Source organism: Micrococcus sp. 116, assembly GCF_902506395.1.
GTDB classification, from domain to species: domain Bacteria; phylum Actinomycetota; class Actinomycetes; order Actinomycetales; family Micrococcaceae; genus Micrococcus; species Micrococcus luteus.
Map to the genome: position 1 here is coordinate 40,300 of NZ_LR732370.1, position 25,961 is coordinate 66,260.

The 25,961-nt window shown below is 73.9% G+C and carries 21 protein-coding genes, 3 tRNA genes and 1 rRNA gene; 15 read left to right on the forward strand and 10 right to left on the reverse strand.

Translation table 11 applies throughout. The features are described from left to right. On the reverse strand, positions 1-2,104 hold a 2,104-nt coding region (locus CITRIK5_RS00195; protein WP_370462602.1), incomplete at its 3' end, for a bifunctional UDP-sugar hydrolase/5'-nucleotidase. A gap of 115 nt (positions 2,105-2,219) precedes the next feature. Beyond that, positions 2,220-2,307: transfer RNA gene (locus CITRIK5_RS00200), tRNA-Ser, on the reverse strand. Positions 2,308-2,444: 137 nt separating this feature from the next. Between CITRIK5_RS00200 and CITRIK5_RS00205 the strand changes: the two genes are divergently transcribed. Both CITRIK5_RS00205 and CITRIK5_RS00210 read left to right on the forward strand, forming a co-directional pair. After that, on the forward strand, positions 2,445-3,506 hold the full coding sequence (locus tag CITRIK5_RS00205; protein ID WP_081097720.1) for an NAD(P)H-quinone oxidoreductase: 1,062 nt from the start codon (positions 2,445-2,447) through the stop codon (positions 3,504-3,506). Then, positions 3,503-3,952 carry a hypothetical protein gene (locus CITRIK5_RS00210; protein WP_002858061.1) on the forward strand — a complete coding sequence of 150 codons (450 nt, stop codon included), beginning with the start codon at positions 3,503-3,505 and terminating at the stop codon, positions 3,950-3,952. Before CITRIK5_RS00205 ends, CITRIK5_RS00210 begins: the two co-directional genes overlap by 4 nt. A gap of 74 nt (positions 3,953-4,026) precedes the next feature. On the opposite strand, the gene CITRIK5_RS00215 is transcribed toward CITRIK5_RS00210, so the two are convergent. Continuing rightward, positions 4,027-4,100, reverse strand: a tRNA-Thr gene (locus tag CITRIK5_RS00215). 182 nt (positions 4,101-4,282) lie between these two features. On the opposite strand from CITRIK5_RS00215, the gene ispF reads away from it, so the two are divergent. Continuing rightward, complete coding sequence (gene ispF / locus CITRIK5_RS00220; protein WP_159832843.1) at positions 4,283-4,804, forward strand: 2-C-methyl-D-erythritol 2,4-cyclodiphosphate synthase; 522 nt, start codon at positions 4,283-4,285, stop codon at positions 4,802-4,804. Positions 4,805-4,823: 19 nt separating this feature from the next. Here the strand turns inward: ispF and CITRIK5_RS00225 are convergent, their stop codons facing one another. Then, positions 4,824-5,831: an IS481 family transposase gene (locus CITRIK5_RS00225; protein WP_159832845.1), complete on the reverse strand. Its 1,008-nt coding sequence runs from the start codon at positions 5,829-5,831 to the stop codon at positions 4,824-4,826. Between the two features lie 167 nt (positions 5,832-5,998). Here CITRIK5_RS00225 and cysS point away from each other — a divergent pair, with 167 nt between their 5' ends. From cysS to rrf, 8 genes are all read left to right on the forward strand, one after another. After that, entirely contained in the window at positions 5,999-7,456 is a 1,458-nt protein-coding gene (cysS, locus tag CITRIK5_RS00230; RefSeq protein WP_060973913.1) for a cysteine--tRNA ligase, read from the forward strand. Between the two features lie 74 nt (positions 7,457-7,530). Beyond that, entirely contained in the window at positions 7,531-8,520 is a 990-nt protein-coding gene (gene rlmB / locus CITRIK5_RS00235; protein ID WP_036317879.1) for a 23S rRNA (guanosine(2251)-2'-O)-methyltransferase RlmB, read from the forward strand. 233 nt (positions 8,521-8,753) lie between these two features. Continuing rightward, entirely contained in the window at positions 8,754-9,761 is a 1,008-nt protein-coding gene (locus tag CITRIK5_RS00240) for an ABC transporter substrate-binding protein (RefSeq protein ID WP_060973912.1), read from the forward strand. Positions 9,762-9,892: 131 nt separating this feature from the next. Beyond that, positions 9,893-10,882, forward strand: coding sequence for an ABC transporter permease (locus tag CITRIK5_RS00245; protein WP_036382447.1), 990 nt, complete (start codon positions 9,893-9,895; stop codon positions 10,880-10,882). Further along, on the forward strand, positions 10,875-11,666 hold the full coding sequence (locus CITRIK5_RS00250) for an ABC transporter ATP-binding protein (RefSeq protein ID WP_041104730.1): 792 nt from the start codon (positions 10,875-10,877) through the stop codon (positions 11,664-11,666). The genes CITRIK5_RS00245 and CITRIK5_RS00250 overlap by 8 nt, the downstream gene beginning before the upstream one ends. 103 nt (positions 11,667-11,769) lie before the next feature. Next, positions 11,770-13,869: an alpha-1,4-glucan--maltose-1-phosphate maltosyltransferase gene (locus CITRIK5_RS00255; protein WP_044658573.1), complete on the forward strand. Its 2,100-nt coding sequence runs from the start codon at positions 11,770-11,772 to the stop codon at positions 13,867-13,869. Between the two features lie 40 nt (positions 13,870-13,909). After that, positions 13,910-16,240, forward strand: coding sequence for a 1,4-alpha-glucan branching protein GlgB (gene glgB / locus CITRIK5_RS00260; protein ID WP_159832847.1), 2,331 nt, complete (start codon positions 13,910-13,912; stop codon positions 16,238-16,240). Between the two features lie 340 nt (positions 16,241-16,580). Further along, positions 16,581-16,696, forward strand: a 5S ribosomal RNA gene (rrf, locus tag CITRIK5_RS00265). Between the two features lie 127 nt (positions 16,697-16,823). Here rrf and CITRIK5_RS00270 read toward each other — a convergent pair. Beyond that, complete coding sequence (locus CITRIK5_RS00270; protein WP_036315952.1) at positions 16,824-17,252, reverse strand: hypothetical protein; 429 nt, start codon at positions 17,250-17,252, stop codon at positions 16,824-16,826. Positions 17,253-17,383: 131 nt separating this feature from the next. Here CITRIK5_RS00270 and CITRIK5_RS00275 point away from each other — a divergent pair. Next, positions 17,384-17,460 (forward strand) — tRNA-Pro (locus CITRIK5_RS00275). A 65-nt stretch (positions 17,461-17,525) separates the two neighbouring features. Here the strand turns inward: CITRIK5_RS00275 and CITRIK5_RS00280 are convergent. From CITRIK5_RS00280 to CITRIK5_RS00300, 5 genes are all read right to left on the reverse strand, one after another. Beyond that, positions 17,526-17,888 (reverse strand): GNAT family N-acetyltransferase, encoded by a 363-nt coding sequence (locus CITRIK5_RS00280; RefSeq protein ID WP_159832849.1) that lies wholly within the window; start codon positions 17,886-17,888, stop codon positions 17,526-17,528. Between the two features lie 57 nt (positions 17,889-17,945). Then, entirely contained in the window at positions 17,946-18,443 is a 498-nt protein-coding gene (locus tag CITRIK5_RS00285) for a carboxymuconolactone decarboxylase family protein (protein ID WP_060973518.1), read from the reverse strand. Positions 18,444-18,535: 92 nt separating this feature from the next. After that, positions 18,536-20,086: a DUF5129 domain-containing protein gene (locus tag CITRIK5_RS00290; protein WP_159832851.1), complete on the reverse strand. Its 1,551-nt coding sequence runs from the start codon at positions 20,084-20,086 to the stop codon at positions 18,536-18,538. A gap of 64 nt (positions 20,087-20,150) precedes the next feature. After that, positions 20,151-20,891: an NADPH-dependent F420 reductase gene (locus CITRIK5_RS00295; RefSeq protein ID WP_020625723.1), complete on the reverse strand. Its 741-nt coding sequence runs from the start codon at positions 20,889-20,891 to the stop codon at positions 20,151-20,153. After that, a complete protein-coding gene (locus tag CITRIK5_RS00300) occupies positions 20,878-21,780 on the reverse strand; it encodes a fumarylacetoacetate hydrolase family protein (protein WP_020625724.1) in 903 nt (300 codons plus the stop codon). Before CITRIK5_RS00300 ends, CITRIK5_RS00295 begins: the two co-directional genes overlap by 14 nt. A 65-nt stretch (positions 21,781-21,845) precedes the next feature. Here CITRIK5_RS00300 and CITRIK5_RS00305 point away from each other — a divergent pair, with 65 nt between their 5' ends. From CITRIK5_RS00305 to treY, 3 genes are all read left to right on the forward strand, one after another. Further along, positions 21,846-22,889 carry an aldo/keto reductase gene (locus tag CITRIK5_RS00305; protein WP_020625725.1) on the forward strand — a complete coding sequence of 348 codons (1,044 nt, stop codon included), beginning with the start codon at positions 21,846-21,848 and terminating at the stop codon, positions 22,887-22,889. A 58-nt stretch (positions 22,890-22,947) separates the two neighbouring features. Continuing rightward, complete coding sequence (locus tag CITRIK5_RS00310) at positions 22,948-23,406, forward strand: hypothetical protein (protein WP_020625726.1); 459 nt, start codon at positions 22,948-22,950, stop codon at positions 23,404-23,406. 61 nt (positions 23,407-23,467) lie between these two features. Next, positions 23,468-25,948: a malto-oligosyltrehalose synthase gene (treY, locus tag CITRIK5_RS00315; protein ID WP_101967270.1), complete on the forward strand. Its 2,481-nt coding sequence runs from the start codon at positions 23,468-23,470 to the stop codon at positions 25,946-25,948. The last annotated feature ends 13 nt before the right edge of the window (positions 25,949-25,961 follow it).

Sequence of the window (25,961 nt, forward strand, 5' to 3'; positions counted from 1 at the left end):
GCTCCGGCTCGGTGGGGGACGGGGCCGCGGTGACCTCGAGGGCATGGCGCACCACGGTCGTGCTGCCGTCGGCGTAGCGCACGGTCATCACGAGCTCGCCCGTGCCCGCCGCGGCGGGGGCGGTGATCCCGGAGAGCGTGACGGTCTCGGAGCCCGCGGGGACGGCCACGGTGCCCAGGGCGGTCTCGGTGCCGTCGGCCGTGCGGAAGGCGACGTCGACCGCGGTCGCCGCGGGGGCGCCGTCGGAGTCCACCACGAGGTCCCCGAGGGTCAGGCCGACGGCCTGCCCGGCCTCGACCGAGGCGGGGGCGTCGGTGACCGGCACGCCGTTCTTGCCGAAGTCCGGGGCGACGGCGCCGTGGGCCGCGTCCTGGGCGCGGGCGTAGTCCGTGATCGCCTGGGAGTCCAACAGGCCCATGTTCACGAAGTTCTGGCGGCCGGTCGCGAAGGCGGTGTAGCCGTCGGGGGCCTTGGTCGGGTCCCCGAGCGTCGTCCAGGTGTCGTCGGCCAGGAACGACTGGCTGGCCACCGTGTACATGCGGTCCGCCTGGAGCGGCTCGCCGTCGATCCACACGCCGGTCACCTTGTCCCCCTGCGGGCGGGACTCGTCGTAGGTCCAGGTCAGCTCCTCGGACCAGCCGAGGGTGAACTTGCGCACGTCGTTCCGCCAGTTCTCCTCGAGGGCCAGCTTGATGGAGGAGCCCGGGATGTCGAAGTAGGTGATGGTGTTGCCGAACGGCGCCATGTCGAGCAGCTCGCCCAGGGTGAGGCGACCGACGAGGTCGGCCGGCTTGGCCGGGAACGCGCCGCCGTCGGTGAAGCGGTCCGTCAGCAGCTCGGAGCGCAGGCCGCCGGGGTTGGTCACGCCGAGGTCCACCTCGGGGTTCGCCTGCTCGGCGGCGTGCTTGACGGCGTCGCCCACCCAGGTGCCCAGGGTGGTCTCGGCGGCGCGCGTGCCGCCGGCCTTCCAGGAGCCGCCGGCGTCGATGAGCTTCTGGTAGTCGGTGGTGATGGAGGCGGACAGGTCGGCCACGACCTCGCCCTGCAGGTCCTCGAAGACCGCGACGGCCTCCTGCTCGATCGCGTACACCTGGGCGGTGACGGGGGATTCCGCGGCGGCCTCGGCGGGGGCCTGCGTGGACCGGGCCAGCAGGCGCGGGGTGAGCCCGGTGACCTCGCCGTCGGCGCCCACGGTCAGCTCGACGGCGGCCAGGTGGCTGCCGGAGGCGCCCGCCTGGATCACGGGGCGGTGGGCGCCGCCGGCCGTGGTGTCGTACTGGTAGAGCTGGTGGGTGTGGGCGTTGAAGATGACGTCCACGGCGGAGGAGGTCTCGCCGACGATGCGGTCGAACTCGGCCCGGGCCGCCCGCTCGGCGGCCAGCTCGCCCGCCCCGGCGGCGCCGTCGTGGTACGAGGCCACGATCACGTCGGCGGCGTCCTGGGCCTCCAGCTCGTCCGCGACCGCGTTCACGGCGGCGACCTCGTCGAGGACCTCGTTGCCCTTCAGGCCCGCGCCGGTGGTGGTCGCGTACAGCTCGTTGGGGGAGGCGCCGATGACCGCGACGCGCACGCCGTCGACGTCGAAGACGGCGTGCGAGGTGAGGACGGGCTCCTTGCTCGTCGGGTCCACCAGGTTGGCGGAGAGCACCGGGAACTGGGCCCGGGACTCCACACGGCCCTGCAGGTCGTCCAGGCCCTTGTCGAACTCGTGGTTGCCGGCGGTCAGCGAGGCCAGGCCGAGCGCGTTCATCACGTCGATCGTCGGGTTGTCCTGCTGCACGTTGGACACGGACTTCGAGCCACCGATCAGGTCGCCGGCGCTGGTCAGCAGCGTGGAGCCGGCGCCGTGCTCGGCCTCGAACGCGGTGCGGTAGTCCTCCACGGTGTCCGCGAACTGCGTGCCGATGTAGTCCGCGGACAGCGCGCCGTGGAAGTCGTTGAAGGACAGGATCGAGATGGTGGTCTCGTCCGCGGCGGCCGTCTCGACGGCCAGGGCGGGCGCCGCGCTCGCGGGCGCGAGGACGAGGACGGTGCAGGCGGCCGTGGTGACGGCACGGCGGCGGAACAGGCTGGGCGTGGCTCTCCCCGGGATGCGTGATGACAGAGGTGCGCCGCCGGTGGACGGCGGGGTGACGCGCGGAGTCCATCACATCCAGGTGGCTTCCAGGTGAACGAGAGGCGGCGGGCCGTCCGGCCCGCCGCCTCTCGTCGTGTGCACGCGGATGGTGAGGGATTCGAACCCTCGGCACGGGGTCACCGCACACCGGTTTTCAAGACCGGCTCCTTCGGCCGCTCGGACAACCATCCCGGGCCTGACCGCGACGGCGTGGGCCGCCGCGTCGAGGACCCACTCTAGCCCGTGGCCCGGCGGGCGACCGGTGGCGAGTCCGGTCCCCCGCGCGCGAGGATGGACCCTCGACCCCCGACCAGAGGAGGAGACCCCCATGGACGTCCCCGCACAGATGCGCGCCGTGCGATTCACCGGCGCCGGCGACAACGGCGTCGTCCGCGTGGGCCACGAGCCCGTGCCGGACCCCGGCCCGGGCGAGGTGCTGGTGCACGTGGCCGCCGCGGGTCTCAACCGCGCGGACATCGCGCAGCGCGAGGGCCGCTATCCGCCACCGCGCGGCGCCTCCGAGATCCCCGGGCTCGAGGTCTCCGGCACCGTGGCGGCGCTGGGACCCGAGGCCGGGATGCCGGGTGAGGGGCGCTTCGCCGTCGGTGACCGGGTGTGCGCGCTCCTGGCCGGCGGGGGCTTCGCCGAGTACGTCGCCGTGCCGGCGGGCCAGCTCATGGCCGTCCCCGACGGCGTCGGCCTCGTCGAGGCGGCGGCCCTGCCGGAGGTCGCCTGCACGGTGCACTCGGCGCTCGTGGGCCGTGCGGGCGTGCAGGCCGGGGACCGGGTGCTCGTGCACGGCGCCACCGGCGGCATCGGCTCCTTCGCCGTCCAGTTCCTCGCCGCGCTCGGTGCACGGGTGCTGGGCACCGCCGGCGGCCCGGAGAAGGTGGCGCTCGGTCGGCGGCTGGGCGCCGAGCACATGTTCGACCACCGCGCCGCCGAGTCCGGTGCCTTCGCCCCGTGGGTCAAGGAGGTCACGGACGGCCACGGCGCGGACGTCATCCTCGACGTCGTCGGCGCCCCGTACCTGGCGCCCAACGTGTCCGCGCTCGCCCCCGAGGGACGCATCGTGACGCTCGCGGTCCAGGGCGGCGCCGTCCCGGAGGACTTCAACATCATGAAGCTGGTGGTCAAGCGCGGCTGGCTCACGGGGGCGACGCTCCGCTCCCGCTCGGTCGTGGACAAGGCCGGGATCGTGGCCGCGGCCGAACGTGCCGTGTGGCCCCTGGTGGCGGCGGGCCGCATCGACGCGAGCGTCGGGGCGTGCTTCCCGCTCGCCGAGGCCGCCGAGGCGTTCGACTGGTTCGACTCCGCCACCCGCACGGGCAAGGTCGTGCTCGTCACCGACCCCGCCGACGCGCGCCGGCCGTCCGGCGACCGCGCATGAGGGGGCCCTTCGCACGCTTCCGTCAGGAGCGTGCCGACGACCGCGAGCTCGGCACGGGGCTGTGGCGCCGTGCCCACGACCGACTCGGCCGGGCCCTGGACCGCTACTGGCAGGTGCTGGAGGGCCAGCGGGGCACGGACGTGCTGAGCCCCGAGGAGCGCAACGGCGTGGTCCACGCCGGTAACGTCCTCACGGAACGGCTCCCCGCGGTCCGCGCCCTGTGCGTCCGCCTGCACCGGGACCACGAGGGCGACGGCGAGCACATCCCGGCCGAGGCCGCCGACGTCCACCGTGAGCTCTCCCGCGCCGCGCACGAGCTGGCCGCCACCGCCCAGGCCCTCGCCCTGTACCGGCTCGGTCAGGGTTCGGCGGAGTCGGTCGGCCGGCACGCCGAACGCACCCTCGGCCACCTGGACCGGGCGGAGGAGCTGGGAGCCGGGCTCTGACGGCGGCGCGCCCCGGAGGGCCGGCCCGGAGACGAGAGGACCCCGCCGCGTGATCACGCGGCGGGGCCCGGGGGAGCCCCCTGCCGGATTCGAACCGGCGACCTGCTCTTTACGAGGGAGCTGCTCTGGCCAGCTGAGCTAAGGAGGCACGTGACCGTGAACGGCCACGGCTGACGAGCATACCGGTTTCGCGGCCCCGATTCCACCGCGCGGCCGGGTGCGCGGGCCACCGGGTGTGGCCCGCCCCTTCCGCGGGTGTTCACCCCCAGGCCATGCCGCGGCCAGACGAGGACGGTTCCCTGGTGGGCACACACCGTCGACGGGAGACGCATGAGCCTGCCCCACGCCCCTCGCACCCCGGCACCCCCCCTGCCGCGCGTGGGGATCGGCACCGACGTGCACGCGTGGGCACCCGAGGACGCCCCCCGGCCCCTGTGGCTCGGTGGCATCCACTGGCCCGGCGAGCGGGGGGTGGCCGCGACCTCGGACGGGGACGTGGCCGCCCACGCGGCGTGCAACGCCCTGCTCTCCGCCGCCGGCCTCGGCGACCTCGGGGCCGTGTTCGGCGTCGACCGGCCCGAGATGGCGGACGCCTCCGGCGCGGACATGCTCCGCGAGGTGCTGCGCCTGCTGACGGAGGCGGGCCTCGCCGTCGGGAACGTGGCGGTCCAGGTGGTCGCACCCCGGCCCAAGGTGGGCACGCGCCGCGCGGAGATGGAGGCCGCCCTCTCCGCCGCCCTCGGCGGGGCCCCCGTGTCCGTCTCCGCCGCCACCACGGACCGGCTGGGGTTCATCGGGCGCAGGGAGGGGCTGGTCGGGATCGCGACCGCGCTCGTCGTCCCCGCGGCCTGAGCCCGCGTCGGCGCACCGACTAGGTGTAGGAGGGCATGACGTTGTTGACTCGGGTCGGTGCCAGTGAGGCCGGAGGGGCGTCTCCGCAGGAGGTATGAGGCCGATGATAGTTGTAGTGGTTCACCCACACCTGAAGGGCCTCACGCCGAGCTTGCTCTGAGGTATACGGGCGGGCGTAGAGGACCTCATCGACCATCAGCCGGTTGTACCGCTCGACCTTCCCGTTATGGCGCGGGGTGTAGGGGCGGATCCGGTGGTGCCGGCCCCCGAGCGAGACCACCTTGGCGGTGAAGTCCGCGGCCCGGTAGTTGTTCCCGTTGTCCGTGATCACCCTGTCGATCCGGATCCCGTGGGCGGCGAAGAACGCCCGCGCCCGGCAGAAGAACCCGATCGTGGTCACCGTCCGCTCATCCTCCAACGCCTCGGTGTAGGCCAGGCGGGTGAACCCGTCGATCGCCGAGTGCAGGTAGGTGTAGCCGACCCGCCGGCCAGGCCCGCGCTTGGAAGCACGGCCTGCTTCACTTTCACGTCCGTGGGTGCGCCAGCCGCCCCCGTCAGGGATGCGCCCGATCTTCTTCACATCCAGGTGCACCATGTGCCCCGGCCCTCTCGCGGTGATCTTCTGGGGTCGTTGGCGCAGGTCCTCACCCGTGGGCGCGAGGTCTGGCAACCGGGAGATGCCCAGTCGGTGCAGCCACCTGCCCACAGTGCGCAGGCACAGCTGGTGGCCTTCAGAGACGAGGTGGTGATGGATGCGGCGGGCTGACCACTTCTCCCTGCGACGCAGGGTCTGGATCTGGGCCACCACCTCGGGGTCGAGCTGGGCAGGTGAACGGCGCGGACGGCTGGGCCGGTCGAGCAGCCCGGCCTCGCCCTCGGCGCGGTAGCGGGCCACCCAGGTGGCCACCGTGGGCCGGCTCACCCGGAACTCGGCGGCCACGTGGGACTGCGGGATCCCGTCGTGCAGGTGGCGGTGGACCATCCTGAGACGGCCGGTCGGGGTCAGGGGTGCGTTAGCGTGAGTCATGAGCGGGTCTCTTCTGGCAGGTGGGTTGTTGAGGAACTTCCATCCTGCGGGAGAGGCCCGCTCGTCTCATCTCAGCCCGTACCCCGTGGCAAGAACCTCATGACCCACAACAACTAGGCTGGCAGAGCCCCGTCAGGACCCCGCCCCTCCGGAAGGACCGCGCCCCCATGGCCCAGCGCTTCTACGACACCCGCACCGCGCAGATCCGGGACTTCGAGCCCCTCGTGCCCGGCGAGGCGTCGGTGTACTACTGCGGGGCCACGGTGCAGGGCATGCCGCACGTGGGCCACGTGCGCAGCGCGATCGTGTTCGACATCCTCATCCGCTGGCTCGAGGCCACCGGGCTGCGCGTCACCTCGGTGCGGAACGTGACGGACATCGACGACAAGATCCTCGACCGCTCGGCCGCCTCCCACGAGGCCGGCTTCGAGGCCTCGGACCTCTACCCGGCCCGCGAGCCGTGGTGGGCCCTGGCCTACCGGTTCGAGAAGGCGTTCGACGCCGCCTACCTCGCCCTCGGCGTCCGCCGTCCCACCTATGAGCCGCGCGCCACCGGCCACGTGCCCGAGATGTTCGCGCTCATCGAGCGCCTGATGGAGCGCGGCCACGCCTACCCCGCGCAGGACGGCTCGGGCGACGTCTACTTCGACGTCCGGTCCTGGGAGCGCTACGGCGAGCTCACCCGCCAGCGCGTCGAGGACATGCAGGACGCCCCCGACGCCGACCCGCGCGGCAAGCGCGACCCCCGCGACTTCGCCCTGTGGAAGGGCGCCAAGCCCGGCGAGCCCGCCACCGCCGTGTGGGAGTCGCCCTGGGGCGCCGGCCGCCCCGGATGGCACCTGGAGTGCTCGGCCATGTCCACGAAGTACCTCGGCGCCGAGTTCGACATCCACGGCGGCGGCCTGGACCTGCGGTTCCCGCACCACGAGAACGAGCTGGCCCAGTCGGCGGCCGCCGGTGACGGCTTCGCCCGCTTCTGGCTGCACAACGGGCTCGTCACCTACGGCGGCGAGAAGATGTCCAAGTCCGTGGGCAACACGATCTCCCCCGAGGAGATGCTCGGCATGGCCCGCCCGACGGCGGTGCGCTACTTCCTGGGGCAGGCCCACTACCGCTCCCAGCTCGACTACCGGCCCGGCGCCCTCGACGAGGCCGAGGCCGCCGTCGAGCGCATCGAGGGCTTCACGGCCCGCGCCCGCGCCGCCGGCGCCGTCCCGCCCGCCCCCGACGGGGCGCTCGCGGACCGTGTGCCCGCCGCCTTCCGCGCCGCCATGGAGGACGACCTCAACGTGCCCCAGGCGCTCGCGGCCCTGCACGAGGCCGTGCGCGCCGGCAACTCGGCGCTGGCCGGGCAGGACCTCGACGCCGCGGCCGCCCGTCTGGCCGAGGTGGAGGCCATGACCGCGGTGCTGGGCCTGGACGACGTGCCCGAGGGCGACGACGCCGCGGCCGGCCCGGTGTCGGACGCCCTCGACTCGCTCGTCCGGTCGCAGATCGAGGCGCGGGCACAGGCCCGCGCGGACAAGGACTGGGCCACCGCGGACCGCATCCGCGACGCGCTGGCCGCGGCCGGCGTCGTGGTGGAGGACGGCGCCGACGGCGCCACATGGCGCCTGGCGGACTGACACCTAGACTGGAGGGCGATCCGGCGGCGCCCCGCGTGCCGCCGCCCCCGTCCCCGGCACGCAGGAGTCCCGCCATGTCCACCGCCCCCCGCTCCGGCGGATCCCGCAAGCCCAAGGGCAAGAAGGGCCCCATGAAGGGCACCGGCGGCCACGGTCGCAAGGCGCTCGAGGGCCGCGGACCCACGCCCAAGGCCGAGGACCGGGTCTACCACAAGGCACACCGCGCCAAGCAGCTGGCCGAGCGCTCGGCCGCCAAGCGCGGCCCCGTGAAGGACCAGGTCCGCGGCCGCGTGAAGCTCACGGACGAGACGGTCTCCGGTCGCAACCCCGTGCTCGAGGCGCTGCGCGCGGGCATCCCGGCCAAGGCGCTGCACGTGGCCGTGCGCATCGAGATGGACGACCGCGTCAAGGAGGCCCTGCGCCTCTGCCTCGAGCAGGGCGTGCCGGTCCTGGAGAACACCAAGCCGGAGCTGGACCGCCTCTCCGGCGAGGCCGTGCACCAGGGCATCGTGCTGCAGATCCCGCCCTATGAGTACGCGGACGCCACGGCCCTGGCCCTCGACGCGCTCGCGAAGCACGAGAAGGGGCACCTGCGGACCCCGCCGCTGCTGATCGCGCTCGACGGCATCACCGACCCCCGCAACCTCGGCGCCATCATCCGGGCCGGCTCCGCGTTCGACGCGGACGGCGTGATCGTGCCCGAGCGTCGCTCCGTCGGCGTGACCGCCACCGCCTGGCGCACCTCGGCCGGCGCGGCCGCGCGGGTGCCCGTGGCCCAGGCCGGCAACCTGAACACCACCCTCGTCGACCTGCACAGGGCCGGCTACTTCGTGCTGGGCCTCGACGGCGGCGGGGACGTCTCCCTGCCCGGGCTCGCCCTGGCCACGGAGCCGCTCGTGCTCGTGGTGGGGGCCGAGGGCAAGGGTCTGTCCCGCATGGTGCGGGAGCACTGCCAGCAGATCGTGTCCATCCCGATCGACTCGACGATGGAGTCCCTCAACGCCTCGATGGCGGTGGGCATCTCGCTGTACGAGATCTCGGTGCAGCGCGCCGGCGGGCGTTGACCTCGACGGCGCCGCCGCCCGGGATGACGGCCGGGCGGGGACGCGGGTCTCGCACACGGCGCCGACGCGGGCAGAGTGTCCACAGTGACGCCGGTCACATGGCAGGATGTCGTGTGGATGCGCGCACGTCTTGCCCGTGACGCGTGTCACCGCGCACAGTGTCTGCACTGTGTCCGACGGGCCCCCGTCGGCGAGCGCATCCCGCACCGCACCATCAGAACGAGGTCCGTCTCATGAAGCACCCCTCCCTCCCCCTCACCGCCGCCCTCGCCGTCGCCGCCCTCGGGCTCACGGCGTGCGGCGACTCCGGCTCCGGCGGCTCCGGCTCGTCCTCCGCCGCCGGCGACGGCTCCTACACCGTGGGCATCAACCAGCTCGTCTCCCACCCGGCGCTCGACGGCGCGGCCGAGGGCTTCAAGGAGGCGTTCAAGGACGCCGGCCTGGACGTGACGTTCGAGGAGCAGAACGCCCAGGGCGAGCAGGCCACGGTCACCTCCATCGCCTCCACCTTCGCCAACGACGCGGACGTGGACCTCGTGGCCGCGATCGCGACCCCTGCCGCGCAGGGCACCGCCTCGGCCGTGAAGGACAAGCCGGTCGTGTTCATGGCGGTCACCGATCCCCAGGGCGCTGAGCTCGTGGCCTCGGACGAGGCCCCGGGCGGCAACGTCACCGGCGTCTCGGACCGCAACCCGGTCAAGGAGCAGCTGCAGCTGCTCAAGGACGTGAAGCCGGACGCCACGACCGTCGGCATCGTCTACAACTCCGGCGAGGCCAACTCCAAGGTCCAGGTGGACCAGGCCAAGGAGGCCGGCAAGGAGCTGGGCCTCGAGGTCAAGGAGGCCACCATCACCAACTCGTCCGAGGTCCAGCAGGGCGTGCAGTCCCTGTCCGGCGTGGACGGCATCTACGTGCCCACGGACAACGCCGTCGTCTCGGCGCTGGAGACCGTGGTGGGCTACGGCAAGGAGCAGCGCGTCCCCGTCATCTCGGCGGACATCGACTCCGTCGAGCGCGGCGCCCTGGGCACGTACGGCATCGACTACGAGGCGCACGGCAAGCAGGCCGGCGAGATGGCCGTGAAGATCCTCAAGGACGGCGCGAAGCCGGCCGAGCTGCCCGTGGGCTACGCCGACCCGGCCAACCTGCAGCTCGTGCTGAACCCGAAGGCCGCCGAGGCCTACGGCGTCGAGATCCCCGCCGAGCTCACGGACAGGGCCGATCAGCTCGTCGAGGGCTGATCCCGCGCCTGCCCGCCTCCGCGGCGGCCCGGACCTCGTGGTCCGGGCCGCCGCGGAGCACGTCGACGGCCGGCCCACCCCGTCCCGCCGTCGTCCGTCCCCCCTCGCACCGCCCGAAAGGCACCCGCCCCATGCTGACCGCAGTGGAACTGGGTCTGATCTACGCCGTCGTCGCGCTCGGCGTGTACCTGACCTTCCGCATCCTCGACTTCCCCGACCTCACGGTGGACGGCTCGTTCACCACCGGCGCCGCCACGGCCGCCGTGCTCATCACGGGCGGCACGCCGGTGCCCCTGGCCATGCTCGCCGCCTTCGTGGCGGGCGCGCTCGCGGGCCTCGTCACCGGCCTGCTGCACACGAAGGGCCGGATCGACGGCCTGCTCGCCGGCATCCTCACGATGATCGCGCTCTACTCGATCAACCTGCGGATCATGGGCAAGGCCAACATCCCCCTGCTCGGCCAGGACACCCTGTTCACGTGGCTCGGCGACCTGGGACTGGCCCGGAACTGGGGCTCGATCCTCGTGCTCTTCCTCGGTGTGTTCGTGGTGAAGCTGATCCTCGACTGGTTCCTGCACACGGACCTGGGCCTCGCCCTGCAGGCGACCGGTGACAACGAGGAGATGATCCGCTCGTACGGCGTCTCCACGGACCGGATGAAGATCCTCGGCCTGATGATCTCCAACGGCCTCGTGGCCCTCGGCGGCTCCCTGCTGGCCATGTACCAGGGCTTCGCGGACATCTCCATGGGCATCGGCCTCATCCTCGTGGGCCTGGCGTCCGTGATCGTGGGCCAGGCCGTGTTCGGCCAGCGCACGGTCTTCTGGGCGACGCTCGCCGTGATCGTCGGCGCCGTGCTCTACCGCCTGATCATCCAGTTCGCCCTCAACGCGGGCCTGAGCCCGAACGACATGAAGCTGATCTCCGCGGCCCTCGTCGTCGTGGCCCTGCTGCTGCCGCGCTTCGGCTTCGCCAGGCGCCTGAGCCTGCGCACGCGGGGCACGGCCGCGACCCCGGCGCCGGCCGCCGCCGCTCCGGCCACCGCCGGCATGCCCCTGACTGGCGAGCCGGGCGGCGCCACCCCCGCCGCATCCGTCTCCGAGGAGGCCCCCCGTGCTTGAGATCTCACAGGTCTCCAAGACCTTCTTCCCGAACACCGTCAACGAGCGGCGCGCCCTGCGGGGCATCGACCTGCACCTGGCCGAGGGCGACTTCGTCACCGTGATCGGCTCCAACGGCGCCGGCAAGTCCACGATCCTGAACACGATCGCCGGCAAGCTGCTCCCGGACACCGGCACCGTGGCCGTGGGCGGCAAGGACGTCACCCGCATGCCGGACCACCGCCGCGCGGCCTCGATCGGCCGGGTGTTCCAGGACCCGACGGCGGGCACGGCCCCGAATCTCACGATCGAGGAGAACATGGCCCTGGCCTGGCGACGCGGGCACGCCCGCGGGCTCTCGCGGGGCGTCTCCCGCGCCCGGCGCGCGATGTTCCGCGACGAGCTCACGAAGCTCGAACTCGGCCTGGAGAACCGCCTCACCGCCAAGGTCGGGCTGCTCTCCGGTGGCCAGCGTCAGGCGCTCAGCCTGCTCATGGCCACGTTCTCCGGACCGAAGATCCTGCTGCTGGACGAGCACACCGCCGCCCTGGACCCGTCCCGGGCGGAGCTGGTGACCCGCCTGACCCGGCAGGTGGTGGCCGAGCACCGGCTCACCACGCTGATGGTCACGCACAACATGTCCCAGGCCCTCGAGGTCGGCAACCGGCTGATCATGATGCACGACGGCCGGATCATCCTCGAGCTGGACGAGCAGGAGAAGGCCGGGCGCACCCCGGCGGACCTGCTGGCCGAGTTCGGCAAGATCAAGGGCGCCGTCGTGGACGACAAGACCATGCTGTCCTGAGCGTCCCGTCCGGCGCCCCGTCCCCGGCCCGCCCCTCCGCCCCCCACGGCGGGCGGGCGGGCCGGCCGTTCTCACCGGCGCGGCCGCGGGGTAGCGTCGTGGCGTGAGCACCGTGAAGCCCGACACCCAGAGCGCCACCGCAGCCGATGTCCGCCTCCAGACCGTCACGGGGCGTATCCCGGTGACGGACGTGCAGCCCGTGGTGCTGGACGGCCGGTTCCCGGCGAAGGCCGTGGTCGGCGAGGACATCCCCGTCCGCGCGACCGTGTTCCGCGAGGGCCACGACTCCGTGCGCGCCACCGTCCGCCTGTTCGACCCGGCCGGCGCCGAGGTGCAGCGCGTGCAGATGCGTCCGGGCCGGCCCGGCCTGGACGAGGTCGTGGCCACGCTGCGGCCCGCCGAGCCGGGCCTGCACCAGTTCGTGGTCGAGGGCTGGGACGATCCGGTGGGCACGTGGAAGCACGCGGCCACCGTCAAGATCGCCGCCGGCGTCGACGTGGAGCTGATGCTCGCCGAGGGCGCCGCCCTGTTCCGCCGGGCCGCCGAGGACGCGGAGCGCTCGGCCGAGGACCGCGCCGTGTTCGAGGAGGTCGTTCGCGGCCTCGAGGACGAGTCGCTCATCCCGGCCCAGCGCCTGGCCTCCGCCGAGTCGGCGGAGGTGTCCGCCGTCCTCCACGCCCGCCCCGTGCGGGAGCACCTCACGAGCTCCGAGCTCTACCCGCTGGACGTGCAGCGCGAGCTCGCCGGCCGCGGCGCCTGGTACGAGTTCTTCCCCCGCTCCGAGGGCGCCCGCTTCGACGAGGCCTCCGGCACGTGGTCCTCTGGCACCTTCGCGACGGCGGCCGACCGGCTCCCGGCGGTCGCCCGGATGGGCTTCCAGGTGGTCTACCTGCCGCCGATCCACCCGATCGGCACCACGCACCGCAAGGGTCCGAACAACACGCTGACGGCCGGGCCGCAGGACCCGGGCTCGCCGTGGGCGATCGGTGGGCCCGAGGGCGGGCACGACGCCGTGCACCCGGACCTGGGCACCGTCGAGGACTTCGAGGCGTTCGTGGCCGCGGCCGCGGACGAGGGCCTCGAAGTGGCCCTGGACCTGGCCCTGCAGTGCTCCCCGGACCACCCGTGGGTCGCCGCGCACCCGGAGTGGTTCACCACCCGCGTGGACGGCACCATCGCGTATGCGGAGAACCCGCCGAAGAAGTACCAGGACATCTACCCGCTGAACTTCGACAACGACCCGGGCGGCCTCGCCCAGGCGGTGCTGGACGTGGTGCGGGGCTGGGTGGCCCGCGGCGTGCACATCTTCCGCGTGGACAACCCGCACACCAAGCCCCTGTGGTTCTGGGAGTGGCTGATCGCGAAGGTCCGCGCCGAGGAGCCGCGCGTCGTGTTCCTCGCCGAGGCCTTCACCCGTCCCGCGATGATGCACGCCCTGGGCAAGGTCGGGTTCCAGCAGTCCTACGGGTACTTCACCTGGCGGAACACGGCCGAGGAGCTTGCGGAGTACCTCCAGGAGATCTCGCACGAGACGCCGGCGTTCTATCGCCCCAACCTCTTCGTCAACACGCCGGACATCCTCACGGAGTACCTGCAGCACGGCGGCCCGGGCGCGTTCCGGATCCGCGCCGTCGTCGCCGCCACGGCCAGCCCGCTGTGGGGCGTCTACGCCGGGTTCGAGCTGTTCGAGCACGTGGCCCGGCCGGGCGCGGAGGAGTACATCGACAACGAGAAGTACGAGTACCGCCCCCGGGACTGGGAGGGCGCGGAGGCCGCGGGTGCCTCGCTCGCCCCGTACCTCACCCGGCTCAATGAGATCCGCGCGGCGCACCCGGCGCTGGGCGACCTGCAGAACCTGACCCTGCACGCCTCGACGCACCCTGACCTGCTCGTGTTCTCGAAGACGCGCTCGGCCCGGCCCGAGGGTGCGCACCGGGACGCCGAGGCGGTCACCGACGCCGGTCCCGCGGAGGACACCCTGATCGTCGTCGTCACCACGAACCCGCACGACGTCGTCGAGGCGACCCTGGACCTGGACCTCGAGGCGCTGCGTCTGCGCCCCGAGGACCGCGACGCGTCCGGGGCCGTCGAGGTGGAGGACCTGCTCACCGGCCAGCGCTGGCGGTGGGGCCGCACCCCGTACGTCCGCCTGGACCCCCACGTCGAGCCCGCCCATGTCCTGCGGGTCGTCCGGAACGGCTGAGCCGCTCCCGACGCCCGCCGTCCCCAGAACAGGAATCGCCATGACCCCGTCCGCCGTGCGGATCGTGGTGCCGGCCCCGCTCGCCGTGGACCCGGAGGTGCTGGCCGCCGTCGCGCAGGGCCGGCACCACGATCCGCACACCGTGCTGGGCGCCCACCCGCATCCCGACGGCGCGGCGGTCACCTACCGCGTGCTGCGCCCGCTGGCGCGCACGGTCACGGTGGTCCGCGCCGGCGACGGGCAGCGGGTGGAGCTGACGCACGAGCACGACGGCGTGTTCGCGGGCGTGGCCCCGACGCCCCGCGTGGCCGGGGCTGCCGCGGGCGACTACCGCGTCGAGGTGGCGTACGAGACCGAGGACGGCACGACCGGCCCCGTCCAGGAGCAGGACGACGCGTACCGGCACCTGCCCACGCTCGGCGAGCTGGACCTGCACCTGATCGCGGAGGGCCGGCACGAACGGCTGTGGGAGGTGCTGGGCGCCCGCGTGGTCCGCACCTCCGCGGGCGAGGCCGTCGGCACGGCCTTCGCGGTCTGGGCGCCGAACGCGCGGGCCGTGCGCGTGGTGGGCGACCACAACGGCTGGGACGGCCGGACCCATGCCATGCGGTCCCTCGGCTCCTCCGGCGTGTGGGAGCTGCTGGTGCCTGGCGTCGGTCACGGCGACCGCTACAAGTTCGAGATCCTCGGCCGGGACGGGCTCTGGCGGCAGAAGGCGGACCCGATGGCCCGCTGGACGGAGGTCCCGCCGGCCACGGCCTCGCGTGTGCTCGAGTCCGACTACGCCTTCGGGGACCGCACCTGGATGGAGCGCCGCCGTCTCACGGACCCGCACGAGCGCCCGCTGAGCATCTACGAGGTGCACCTGGGCTCGTGGCGGCCCGGGCTGGACTACCGCGAGCTGGCCGAGCAGCTCGTGGAGTACGTGCAGTGGCTCGGGTTCACGCACGTGGAGTTCCTGCCGGTCGCGGAGCATCCGTTCGGCGGGTCCTGGGGCTACCAGGTGACCGGCTACTACGCCCCCACCTCCCGGTTCGGCTCCCCGGACGAGTTCAAGCACCTGGTGGACGCGCTCCACCGGGCGGGGATCGGCGTCATCGTGGACTGGGTGCCGGCGCACTTCCCGAAGGACGAGTGGGCGCTCGCGCGCTTCGACGGGACCGCCCTGTACGAGCACCCGGACCCGCGGCGGGGCGAACATCCCGACTGGGGCACCCTCGTGTTCGACTTCGGCCGCACCGAGGTCCGCAACTTCCTCGTGGCCAACGCGCTCTACTGGCTCGGCGAGTTCCACATCGACGGGCTGCGCGTGGACGCCGTCGCCTCGATGCTCTACCTGGACTACTCGCGCGAGGACGGGCAGTGGGAGCCCAACGTGCACGGCGGCAACCACAACCTCGAGGCCATCGACTTCCTGCGCGAGGTCAACGCGACCGTGTACCGCCTGCACCCCGGCGTCCACATGATCGCGGAGGAGTCCACGGCCTTCTCCGGGGTGAGCGCTCCCGTGGACGCGGGCGGTCTCGGCTTCGGCAAGAAGTGGAACATGGGCTGGATGCACGACACCCTGGCCTACCTGTCCCAGGACCCGGTCAACCGCCGGTGGCACCACGAGCAGTGGACGTTCTCCCTGGTGTACGCCTACTCGGAGAACTACGTGCTGCCGCTGTCCCACGATGAGGTCGTCCACGGCAAGGGCTCCCTGCTGGGCCGCATCCCGGGCGACCGACGGCAGCAGCTGGCGACCCTGCGCGCCTACTACGGGTACATGTGGGCGCACCCCGGCAAGCAGCTGCTGTTCATGGGCGGGGAGTACGCGCAGCCGAGCGAGTGGTCCGAGGGCGAGGGCCTGGACTGGCCCGTCTCGTGGGATGAGGCGCACCGCGGGGTCCAGCTGACGATCCGGGAGCTCAACGCGCTCTACCGCAGCAAGCCGGCGCTGTGGTCGCTGGACCACAGCCCGGAGGGATTTGCGTGGGTGGACGGCGGCGACGCCGACGGCAACACGCTCGTGTTCCTCCGCATGCCCGCGGCGCAGGTGGTGCCGGAGACACGGATCGACGACGACGGCGCCGCGGTCCCGGCCGCTGAACCGGGCGGCGCCCCGCTGCTGTGCATCACCAACCTCTCGGGGTCGCCGCGTCAGGGGCTGCGCGTGGGGGTGCCGTCCGCGGGGGAGTGGACGGTGGTGCTGGACACCGATGCGACCGACTTCCACGGTGACGGCTGGCGGGAGCAGACCGGCCAGTCCGAGGTGATTGCGGCACACGAGGGCCAGTGGCAGGGCCAGCCGGCCCACGTCACGGTGAACGTGCCGGCGCTGACCACCGTGTGGCTCCAGCCGACCCTGGACACGACGGCCACGCCCTGAGGAGTGGTGCACGTCACGGCCGGGGGTGACGGCGCTGGAGCGTCGAACGGGGCGGGCCAGGCCGAAGGAATCCGCGAGAACAGGCGGAAACCGGCCGCCCACCCTTGACCGCACGCCGGGTGCCGCCCCTGATTTTGTGTTCGGTGGGGTTCGTGTGTAGAGTTCCATCTCGTGCTCAAGACGCCGACCGGGTGACCGGGAGGCGGGGTGAAGAACACAGAATCCGCGGATTCATGCCGAGAATGGCAGGTCCAGGGCGGGTGGTGCTCACCGGGTGCGCGGCCGGCAGTGATGCGGGTCGGGATTCCTGAAGAAGATGATCTGGTTTGACAGCCGGGAATCATGTGGTAAGNCGTGGGGGAAACGCCCGGTTCCATTCCGAACCCGGAAGCTAAGGCCCACAGCGCCGATGGTACTGCAGCCGGGAGGTTGTGGGAGAGTAGGTCGCCGCCGGACATTCTTTGAGGGAGGGCCTCGCACTGTTGGTGCGAGGCCCTTCCCGCATTCCCGGGAGGATTCACCGGGCGGCCCCGTGCGATCTGCACGGGGCTTTCTGCGTTCCGGGTGCATTCACCCGCGGCGCTCAGAGCTCCTCGCCGGCCCGCAGTCGTGCCGTGAGCGCGCGGGTGAGTCGGCGGCGCAGCCGGCCGTGCTCCGTGCCCTGCTCCCGAAGGCGCGCGTGCACGGCGTCGGCATGGGCCGGCTTCTCCGAGTCGGGGAGTGCGAGGAAGTCGCGCAGCAGCGGCTCCAAGCGCCCGGTGAGGGCGAGCACGAGCTCCTGGGTCTCCACGGGCCGTGTGCGCTGCAGGCGAGTCCAGGCTGGCGCGTACTCGGCGGCGTGCTCGACCATCTCCCACGCGAGGGCCCAGCTGTCCGGGCGCAGTCGGTGCCGCTCCGCGCGCAACAGCTGTCGCAGGGCGGCCACGGCCTCCTCGAGCTCGGCGGCGGCCGGGGCGCCGTCGTCGTCGGGGGAGGGGCTCGCGGAGGAACGCGGGAACGGCCACCAGCTCATGCCGGCCTCTCTCGGATTCGCGGGGTGCGCAGAGGTCTCACGCGTGAGATTCTGCCCCGCATCTCGGTTTGGCGGCACCCGGTGTGGCTGGTATAGTCGCTCTCTGTTGGATTCAGGTCTGAGACCTCCAACGGGGTGTGGCGCAGCTTGGTAGCGCGCGTCGTTCGGGACGACGAGGCCGCAGGTTCAAATCCTGTCACCCCGACCAGAAAGAGCCCCCGCCGGATCGGCGGGGGCTCTTCTCGTCTCCGGGTGCTCACCGGGTGCGGTGCGTCAGTCCTGGCGGGACTCCAGGAACTGGAGACGCTCGGGGCGCGCCGGGTCCACTTCGCCGGCCACGTCGTCGTGTTCGTCCACCCAGTCCTTCACGTACGGGCAGACGGGGACGACCCGGCGGCCCGCGGCCACGGTGTCCTTCAGCGCCTCGCGCACGAGGGTCGAGGCCAGGCCCCGGCCCTCGTACTCGTGGTCGACCTTGGTGTGCGGGAAGATCCGCTGGGCCGGGCCGTCGGCGGTGTCGTCGTCGATCGCCGTCGTGAAGCCGGCCACCGTGCCCGCGCCGTCGATGACGATCTCGTACCTCTCCCCGTTCTTGCGGACCTGCGGGTGCTCCAGGCTGGGGGTCTGCTCGGTCATGGTCGGTCCTCTCGTTCCTCGGTGGACCCCGCCGCTAGGCCGGCGACGGGGAAGGGGTCAGCCGTCCCGGCGCCGCACGGGGTGATGGGACAGGATCGAGATGCGGTTCGTCAGGTTCATCACGATCGCGACCCACTGCACGGCCGCGTACTGGGCGTCCGTGAGCGCGGCGGCCGTGGAGGCCTGCACGTAGTTCAGCTGCTCCTGCTCGGGGAGGTCCGTGACCGCCTCGGCGAGCTCGAGCGCAGCGCGCTCCTGCTCCGAGTACACGGCCCCGGCCTCACGCCACGCCGGCAGCAGCCCCAGGCGCTGCACGCTCAGACCGGCGTCGGCACCCTGGCGGGTGTGCCGGTCCAGGCAGAACACGCAGCCGTTGAGCTGGGAGACCCGGAGGTTCACGAGCTCCACGAGCTGCCGGTCCAGTCCGGCCTGCTCGGCGGCGCCGCGCGCGGCCGAGGCCAGCGGCCCGACCGCGTGCCATGCCTCGGGCACGGCCTTGTCGAGGAAGAACGCGAGGGGGTCCTGGCGGGGTGCGGGGGTGTCAGCGGCGGTCATGGTCCTTCACTGGCTCGCAGAACGGGGCGGTGGGCCAGGGGCCGGGTGCCGGCCCCGGACGAGCTTCCGGCTCAGATCCGGCCCCGGCCGGCTCAGAATCGGCCGGACGAGCCCGCCCCGGAGAACGAGCCGCCCGAGGATCCGTAGCCGGTCCCGGAGGAGCTGGACTGCGCCTGGCGGTGGTCCTGGACGGACCGCTCGCCGGCCTGGTGGCCCGTGGTGAAGGCCACCACCGTCCAGTAGGCATCCGCCGGTAGCGCGGAGTCCAGGATCGAGCCGCGCGCGGACCGGGCCGGGCCACGGTGCGTGCGCAGCTCGTCGCGCAGCAGCTCACGCTCGGCCTCGTCCTTGCCGAAGGCCGCCACCTTGGCGTCGGCGAGGGCGGAGACCAGCCCGGTCAGGCGACGCCGCAGCGCATCCAGCTCGCCCAGCGCCGTGGCCGGGGTCAGGCGCTCGTCCTGCAGGTCCGCGCCCAGCGCCTCGAGCCGGTGCTGCGCCTCGGCGCGGAAGGACTCCAGCGCCGCGACGGCGGAGCCGACGGGTCCGGCGGAGCCGACGGAGGAGGCCAGCGCGCCGGCGGCGTCCAGGTCGGCCCGCAGCGGGGCGGTCTGCTGGTCCCACGCCGCCGGCCACCCCGGGTGGCGGTTGAGGAAGGTGTTCGCCGCGGCCACGGCGTCGTCGAGGCGGTCGAGCTCACGGGCGCGGTCCCGGACGTCCTCCGCGGCCCGGGCGTGCTCCGTGCGATGCAGGCTGCGCTCCGGCAGGGCCTCGAGGCGGTCCAGCTCCGCCGACGCGTCGAGCGCCTGGCGCCGGAAGCCGCGGAAGCGCTCCATCAGCGCGGCCGCGTGGGGCGAGTCCTCGGGCACCGTGGACGCGTTCACCTCGGTGGCGTCCATCTCCAGGGTGACGGAGGTCAGGTGGGTGCGGGCCTCGGCCAGCAGGTCGGCCGTCCGGCGGCGGCGACGCCGTCGGCTCGCGAGCGCCGCGGCCGCGGCGCCGCCGCCCGCCACACCGACGATCCCCGCGCCGAACCACAGTTCGGGAGCCTGCCACCAGGGGCGCCCGATCAGCTCGGCGGCGGCGTCCGTCACCTCCACGACCGTGTCCGTCCACCGGGCCGCACGGGCCGCCTCGTGTCCGGCCTCGCGCACCTCCCGCAGCCGGTCCGTGCTGAGCATCCGGTCCTCGCCCACGTACACCCCGATCAACCGGTTGTCCGGGTCGAGCGCCACGATCACGAGGCCGTCGGCCCATTTCTGGCCGTCCGCGCTGAGCCAGTCCGGGTGCTCCGCGCGAGCCCGCTCGAGCACCCGCCCGTTGAACGCCTGAGACGCGCGGTCGTCGTCCAGTGCGGACAGGTCCGGGCCGCGCTCGGTGACCACGGCGACGCGGGTCGGCTCCCGGAACTCGATCCCCGCCAGGTCACGGCGCAGCTGGGCGAGGTCGATCACGCCCGCGTCATCCACGAGCTCCACCTGGTCCCAGGCCACGGCGTGGGCCTGCGGCGCGGCGGCGCCCGTGACCCCCGCCGTGACCGGCAGGGCGACGACGGTGGCGGACGCCGCCGGTCCGGTGAGGGCGGCGGCGGACAGGGCGACCGCGGTGAGCGTGCGGCGGGCGGTGCGGTGCGTCGGACGGGTCACGGGGGCCTCCTGGGAGGGTCGGCGGTCCCGCCCAGCCTAGGTACCGCCGGGCGGGTGGCGCGCCTCAGCCGGTGGGCGCGTCGGCGAGCAGCGCGGCGAGCCGGCCGGCATCGTGCGCGGTGCCGAACCCCGCCGCCCCCGGCTCGAGGACCCCGGCCCGGTCGAGGCCCGTGTAGGGGACCGCGTCGAAGCCCATCGCGGTGACGAGGGCGACCACCGTGTCGCGCGCGGCGGCGACCGCGGCCGGCTCGGGCGCCGCGTCAGTCCGCTCGGTGCCCACCGCGAGGGCGCGGCGCGGGGCCGTGGCACGCCCGGCATCCTCCAGGTCGTGGTGCGAGATCTCCGAGAACGCGCGCACGACGGGCACGCACAGCCCCGCGGCGGCCCAGCGCGCGGCGATCCGGACGGAGCCGGGCGCGCCGTCGTCGTCGAGCCACGCCGGGACCGGCTCGTCCCCCCACGTGTTGGTCAGGTCCACCACGGCGCGCGTGGCCGGCCCGGCGAGGGCGAGTGGGTCGACGTCGTCCAGCGCCTCGCGCGGCACGGCCACGACGACGAGCTCCGCCTCCGCCGCCAGGTCCTCGGCCGACACGGCGACGGCCTTGGGCGCGTAGATCGTCAGGTGGCGCTGGACCGCCGCGGGGCGCCGCGTGCCCGCGACCATCACCCGCGGGGCGGCCGTGCCCGGGGAGAGGCGGGGGATGCGCGCGATCGCACGTGCCAGCGCGGTGCCCGCCCGCCCCGCACCGAGGATGCCGACGACGCGGGGCAGGGCGTCCGCCGGCGCCGCCTCAGACGAGCTCATTGCGCTGGCGTCCCAGCCCGGTGATCTCCACCTCGACGACGTCGTCGGGACGCAGCCACGGGCGGCGGCCCTCGGCGTCCCGGCGGGCCAGGGCGACCCCTGCGGGCGTGCCGGTCAGGATCAGGTCACCCGGGTTCAGGGTGATCAGCTGCGAGGCGTAGGAGACCAGCTCGGCGGGGGAGAAGACGACGTCGGCGACCCTGTCCTCCTGACGCAGCTCACCGTTGACGTGCGTGAGGACGCGCGCGTCCGCCGGGAACTCTTCCGGGGTGACCAGCCACGGACCCACGGGCGTCGAGGCCTCCCACACCTTGCCCTGCAGCCACTCGGAGGTGCGGCCCTGGAAGCCGCGCATGGAGATGTCGTTGGCCACCGCGTAGCCCGCGATGTGCTCCGGGGCGTCCTCGACGGCGATGCGTCGGCCCGGCTCCCCGACCACGATGCACAGCTCGCCCTCGTAGTCGACCCGGTGGTCCTCCTCGGGGACCTCGATCGGGTCCAGCGCACCCGTGAGGGACTGCGGGAACTTCGCGAACAGCGTCGGATGCTCGGGGCGATCCAGGCCCGTCTCGTCGATGTGGTTCGTGTAGTTCAGGCCCACGCAGAACACCTTGGTGGGGAAGGGCACGAGCGTGTCGTAGACGAGGCCGGAGGTGTCCAGCAGGAGGGACCGGTCGGCCTGCGCCGCGCGGAGGGCACCCTCCACCATCTCCCGCTGCTCCTCCGGCGTGGCGGTGAGGTACTCGCCGACGTCGCGACAGTCCGGCAGGGCGACGGCGCGCACGGCGACCTCGGGGTCCTCGGGGTGCACGGAGGTGATGACCGCGGCGAACGTGGCGCCGGGGTAGGCGGCGTCGGAGTCGGGCTGGCGGAACGTGGCGAGCTTCATGGACCCATCCCATCACAGGGCGGCGGGTCCGGACCCGGGGCGGGCGGACGTGAGACGGTGAGGCCATGAGCACAGCCTCCACGCATCCGCCGCTCGACCTCGACCCGACCCCGGCCACCCCGATCGTCCTCGGGACCATGGCCTGGGGGTCCGTTCCCCCGCCGCCCCCGGACGCCGATCCGGGGGCGGGGCCGGAGGGGCCCGCGGGCGCAGCGCAGGCCGAGGCGGCCGTGGAGCGTGCCCGCCGCGCCCTGCGCGCCGGGATCGAGGCCGGCGTCGACCTGCTGGACACCGCGGACATCTACGGGGCCGGCCGCTCCGAGGAGACCGTCGGCCGGCTGCTGCACGAGCTGCCCTACGAGGAGCGCTCCGCCCTGAAGGTGCAGACCAAGTGCGGGATCGTCCTGCACGAGACGGACCCGGCCGGGCGGCGTCTGACCCGCTACGACTCCTCGCCCGAGCACGTGCGCGCCTCGCTGGAGGGCTCGCTGTCCCGCCTCGGCGAGCAGCGCGTGGACACCCTGATCATCCACCGGCCCGACGTCCTCACGCCCGTGGCCGACACCGTGCGCGCCTTCCTCGACGCGCGGGAGGCGGGCCTGGTCGGCAAGCTGGGCGTCTCCAACCTCGGCGTGGGCCGCGTCCTCGAGTTCCAGCGCGAGCTCGAGAGCCAGGCGGCGGACGGGACCGGGCTGGCGTGCGTCCAGGTCGAGCTCGGCCTGCACCACCGCACCCTCGTGGAGGCGGTCGTGCTCGCCAACCACCCGGACGCCCCCGCGGACGCCGACGCCGGGCGCCTCGGCCCGGTGTGCGCCGCGGAGGGGATCGAGCTGCAGGCCTGGGGTCCGCTGGGGCAGGGTCGGTTCAGCTCCGGCGACGACGGCGCGGCCGGCGTCGTCGGCGAGGTCGCGGCGGAGCTGGGCGTCAGCCGGGAGGCCGTGGTGCTCGCCTGGCTGCTGCGCCTGCCGTGGGGCGTGCGGCCCGTGATCGGCACCCAGGACCCGGAGCGCGTCGCCGCGTGCGCCGAGGCGGCCTCCGTGGCCGAGGCGATGGACTCCGCGCAGTGGCACCGCCTGTGGACCGCGGCGCGGGGCCGGCCGCTGCCTTGACGAGGCGCGACCGGCCGCGTGCCCTCCCGCCGGAGTGAGGCCTGTGTCACACTGGGACATGGACTTTGCGAACGTCGACCTCGTGACCCCCTGGATCCTCTACTGGCTGGCCTCACTGACCCTCGTGGTCGGCGGCACGCTCGTGGTCGTCGGCCTGTGGCGTGCCCGGCGGCACCGGCGCTTCGCCGCGACCCACGGCCGCAACCCGGAGATCGGACTCCTCGAGGACACCCGCACCCAGCGCGGGGTCGGGGCTGTCGCGCTCGCGGCCGCCGTCGCCCTCGGCGCGACGGGCGCCGTCCTGCACGTCCAGGGTCTGGACGCGTTCCGCGGCAACCTCGAGGCGAAGTACGGCTACACCGCGGTGGACCGCATCCGCCAGTCCGGCCCCGGCTTCGTGGCCGATCTGACCCAGGCCGACGGCACCGTGCTGCGCGACGAGATGGTCCTGCTGGAGTCCTCGGGCGAGCCCGTCGTCGGGGAGGACATCTTCGCCCGTCCGGTCGAGACGCGTTGACCTTCCCGCCCCGGCCCGTCGGGCCTGATGCCGCGTCGGGGGCCTCTGTTAGCGTCGCCGCGTGAGCACCTCGACCGTCCGTTCCGCCCCCGCGTCCACCTACCGGCTCCAGGTCAGCCCGGATCTGCCGCTGGAGTCCGTGGCCGGGCTCGTGCCCTATCTGCGGCGCCTGGGCGTGGACTGGCTCTACCTCTCGCCGCTGCTCGAGGCCGAGCCCGGCTCCGACCACGGGTACGACGTCGTGGACCCCACCCGGCTGGACGCCGCCCGCGGCGGGGCCGAGGGGCTGGACATGGTCGCGCGCGCCGCGCACGAGGCGGGCATGGGCGTGCTCGTGGACATCGTGCCGAACCACGTGGGCGTGGCCACGCCCCAGGCCAATCCGGCGTGGTGGGACGTGCTCACCCACGGTCCCGAGGCGGCGCATGCGGCGTGGTTCGACGTGGACTGGGCGGCCGGCGGCGGGTCCCTGCTCATCCCCGTGCTGGGAGACGGCCCTGACGGGGACGCGGACGCGGAACTGGACCGTCTCGTCGTCGACGCCGAGGGCGGCCGTCTGCGCTACTGGGACAACGTCTACCCCCTCGCCCCCGGATCGCTCGAGGCGGCCGAGGCGGAGACCGGGCTGCGCGCCGCGGAGGTCTTCGCGGCGGCGGACCCGGCGAAGGAGCCGACCGCGGAGCAGGCCCGCCTGGCCCGCGCCGTGCACGACCGCCAGCACTACCGGCTGGTCGGCTGGCGCCGCGGTGACGCCGAGCTGAACTACCGCCGGTTCTTCACCGTCACCACGCTCGCGGGCGTCCGGGTGGAGGAGCCCGAGGTCTTCGACGCCGTCCATGCCGAACCCGCCCGCTGGGTCCGCGAAGGGCTCGTGGACGGGCTGCGCGTGGACCACCCGGACGGCCTGGCGGACCCGGCTGGCTACGCGCGGCGCCTGCGCTCCCACGTGCTCCCGGAGGGCTACCTCGTGGTGGAGAAGATCCTCGAGCCCGGTGAGGCGCTGCCCGCGGACTGGCCCGTGGACGGGACCACCGGCTACGACGCGCTCGGCGAGGTCGAACGCGTCTTCATGCACCCCGAGGCCGCCGGCGATGCGGCCGAGGACGCGCGCCGTCGTCGGGAGTGGGACGAGGCCGTGGTGCGGGCCAAGCACGACGTGGCCACCGGCCCCCTCGCGGCCGAGACCGCCCGGCTGGTCCGGGAGGTCCGCGCCGTGCACGCCCTCGGTGCCCACCCGGACGAGGACGTGGCCGCCGCGTTCGCCGCTGTGCTGGCCCGGCTGCCCGTGTACCGCACCTACCTGCCCGTGGGCCTGGCCGTGCTCGAGGGCGCGCTGGCGGACGCGGCCGCGGCGGAGCCGGGCCTCGCCGACGTGCTCGGCGACCTGCGGCCCGAGCTGACCGACCCGGACTCGCCCGTGGCCCGCCGGTTCCAGCAGACCTCCGGCATGGTGATGGCCAAGGGCGTCGAGGACCGGTCCTTCTACCGGTACACCCGGTGGGCCAATCTGAACGAGGTCGGCGGAGACCCCTCCCACGTCGCCCTGTCCCTGGCCGACTTCCACGCCGCCCAGCAGGCGCGCCAGGCCGCCTGGCCGACGGCCATGACCACCCTGAGCACCCACGACACCAAGCGCGGCGAGGACGTGCGCGCCCGCATCGCCGTGCTCGCCGAGGAGCCCGACCGCTGGGCCGCCGAGCTCGCGGAGCTGAGGCGCCTCCACCCGCTCGGCCACCCCGACGCGGAGCGGCTGCTCTGGGAGTCCATCGTGGGGGTCTGGCCCACGGACGGCACCACGCCGGAGGAGGAGCGGATCCTCGGCTTCTTGCAGAAGGCCTCCCGCGAGGCGGCCCTGGCCACCACCTGGACGGACCAGGACCCCGAGTTCGAGGCCCGGCTCGCCGCACTCGCCGCCGCCGTCACCTCCCCCGAGGGGCCTGCCCGGGGCGTGCTCCAGGCCGTCGCGGACCGCATCGCCGAGCCCGGCCTGGTGGTCCAGCTCGGCCACAAGCTCGTCCAGCTCGCCGCCCCCGGCGTCCCCGACGTCTACCAGGGCACGGAGGTGCCCTTCCCCACCCTCGTGGACCCGGACAACCGCCGCCCCGTGGACTTCGCGGCCCGGGCCGACCTGCTGGACCGCCTCGACGCCGGCCACACGCCCGGCCTCGACGACCCCGCCGCCGCCAAGCTGGCCGTCGTGGCCGGCGTGCTGCGCGCCCGCCGCGACCGGCCCGAGCTGTTCACCGGCCACCGCCCGCTCGACGTCTCCGGCCCCGCCGCCGAACACGCGATCGCGTTCGACCGGGGCGGGGCGCTCGCCGTGGCCACGCGCTGGCCCGTCCGCCTCGCGGCCGCGGGTGGCTGGGGCCAGACCGTCGTGACCGTGCCGGCTGGGCGGTGGGAGGACGCCGTCACCGGCCACCCCGTCCACCCGGACGCGCGCGGCGCCGTGCGCCTCGACGAACTGCTCAGCACCCTGCCCGTCGCGCTGCTCGTCCCGGCGCACGCCCCGTCCGACCGCCGAGAGAGGACCGCCCCGTGACCGAGCCCCGTCC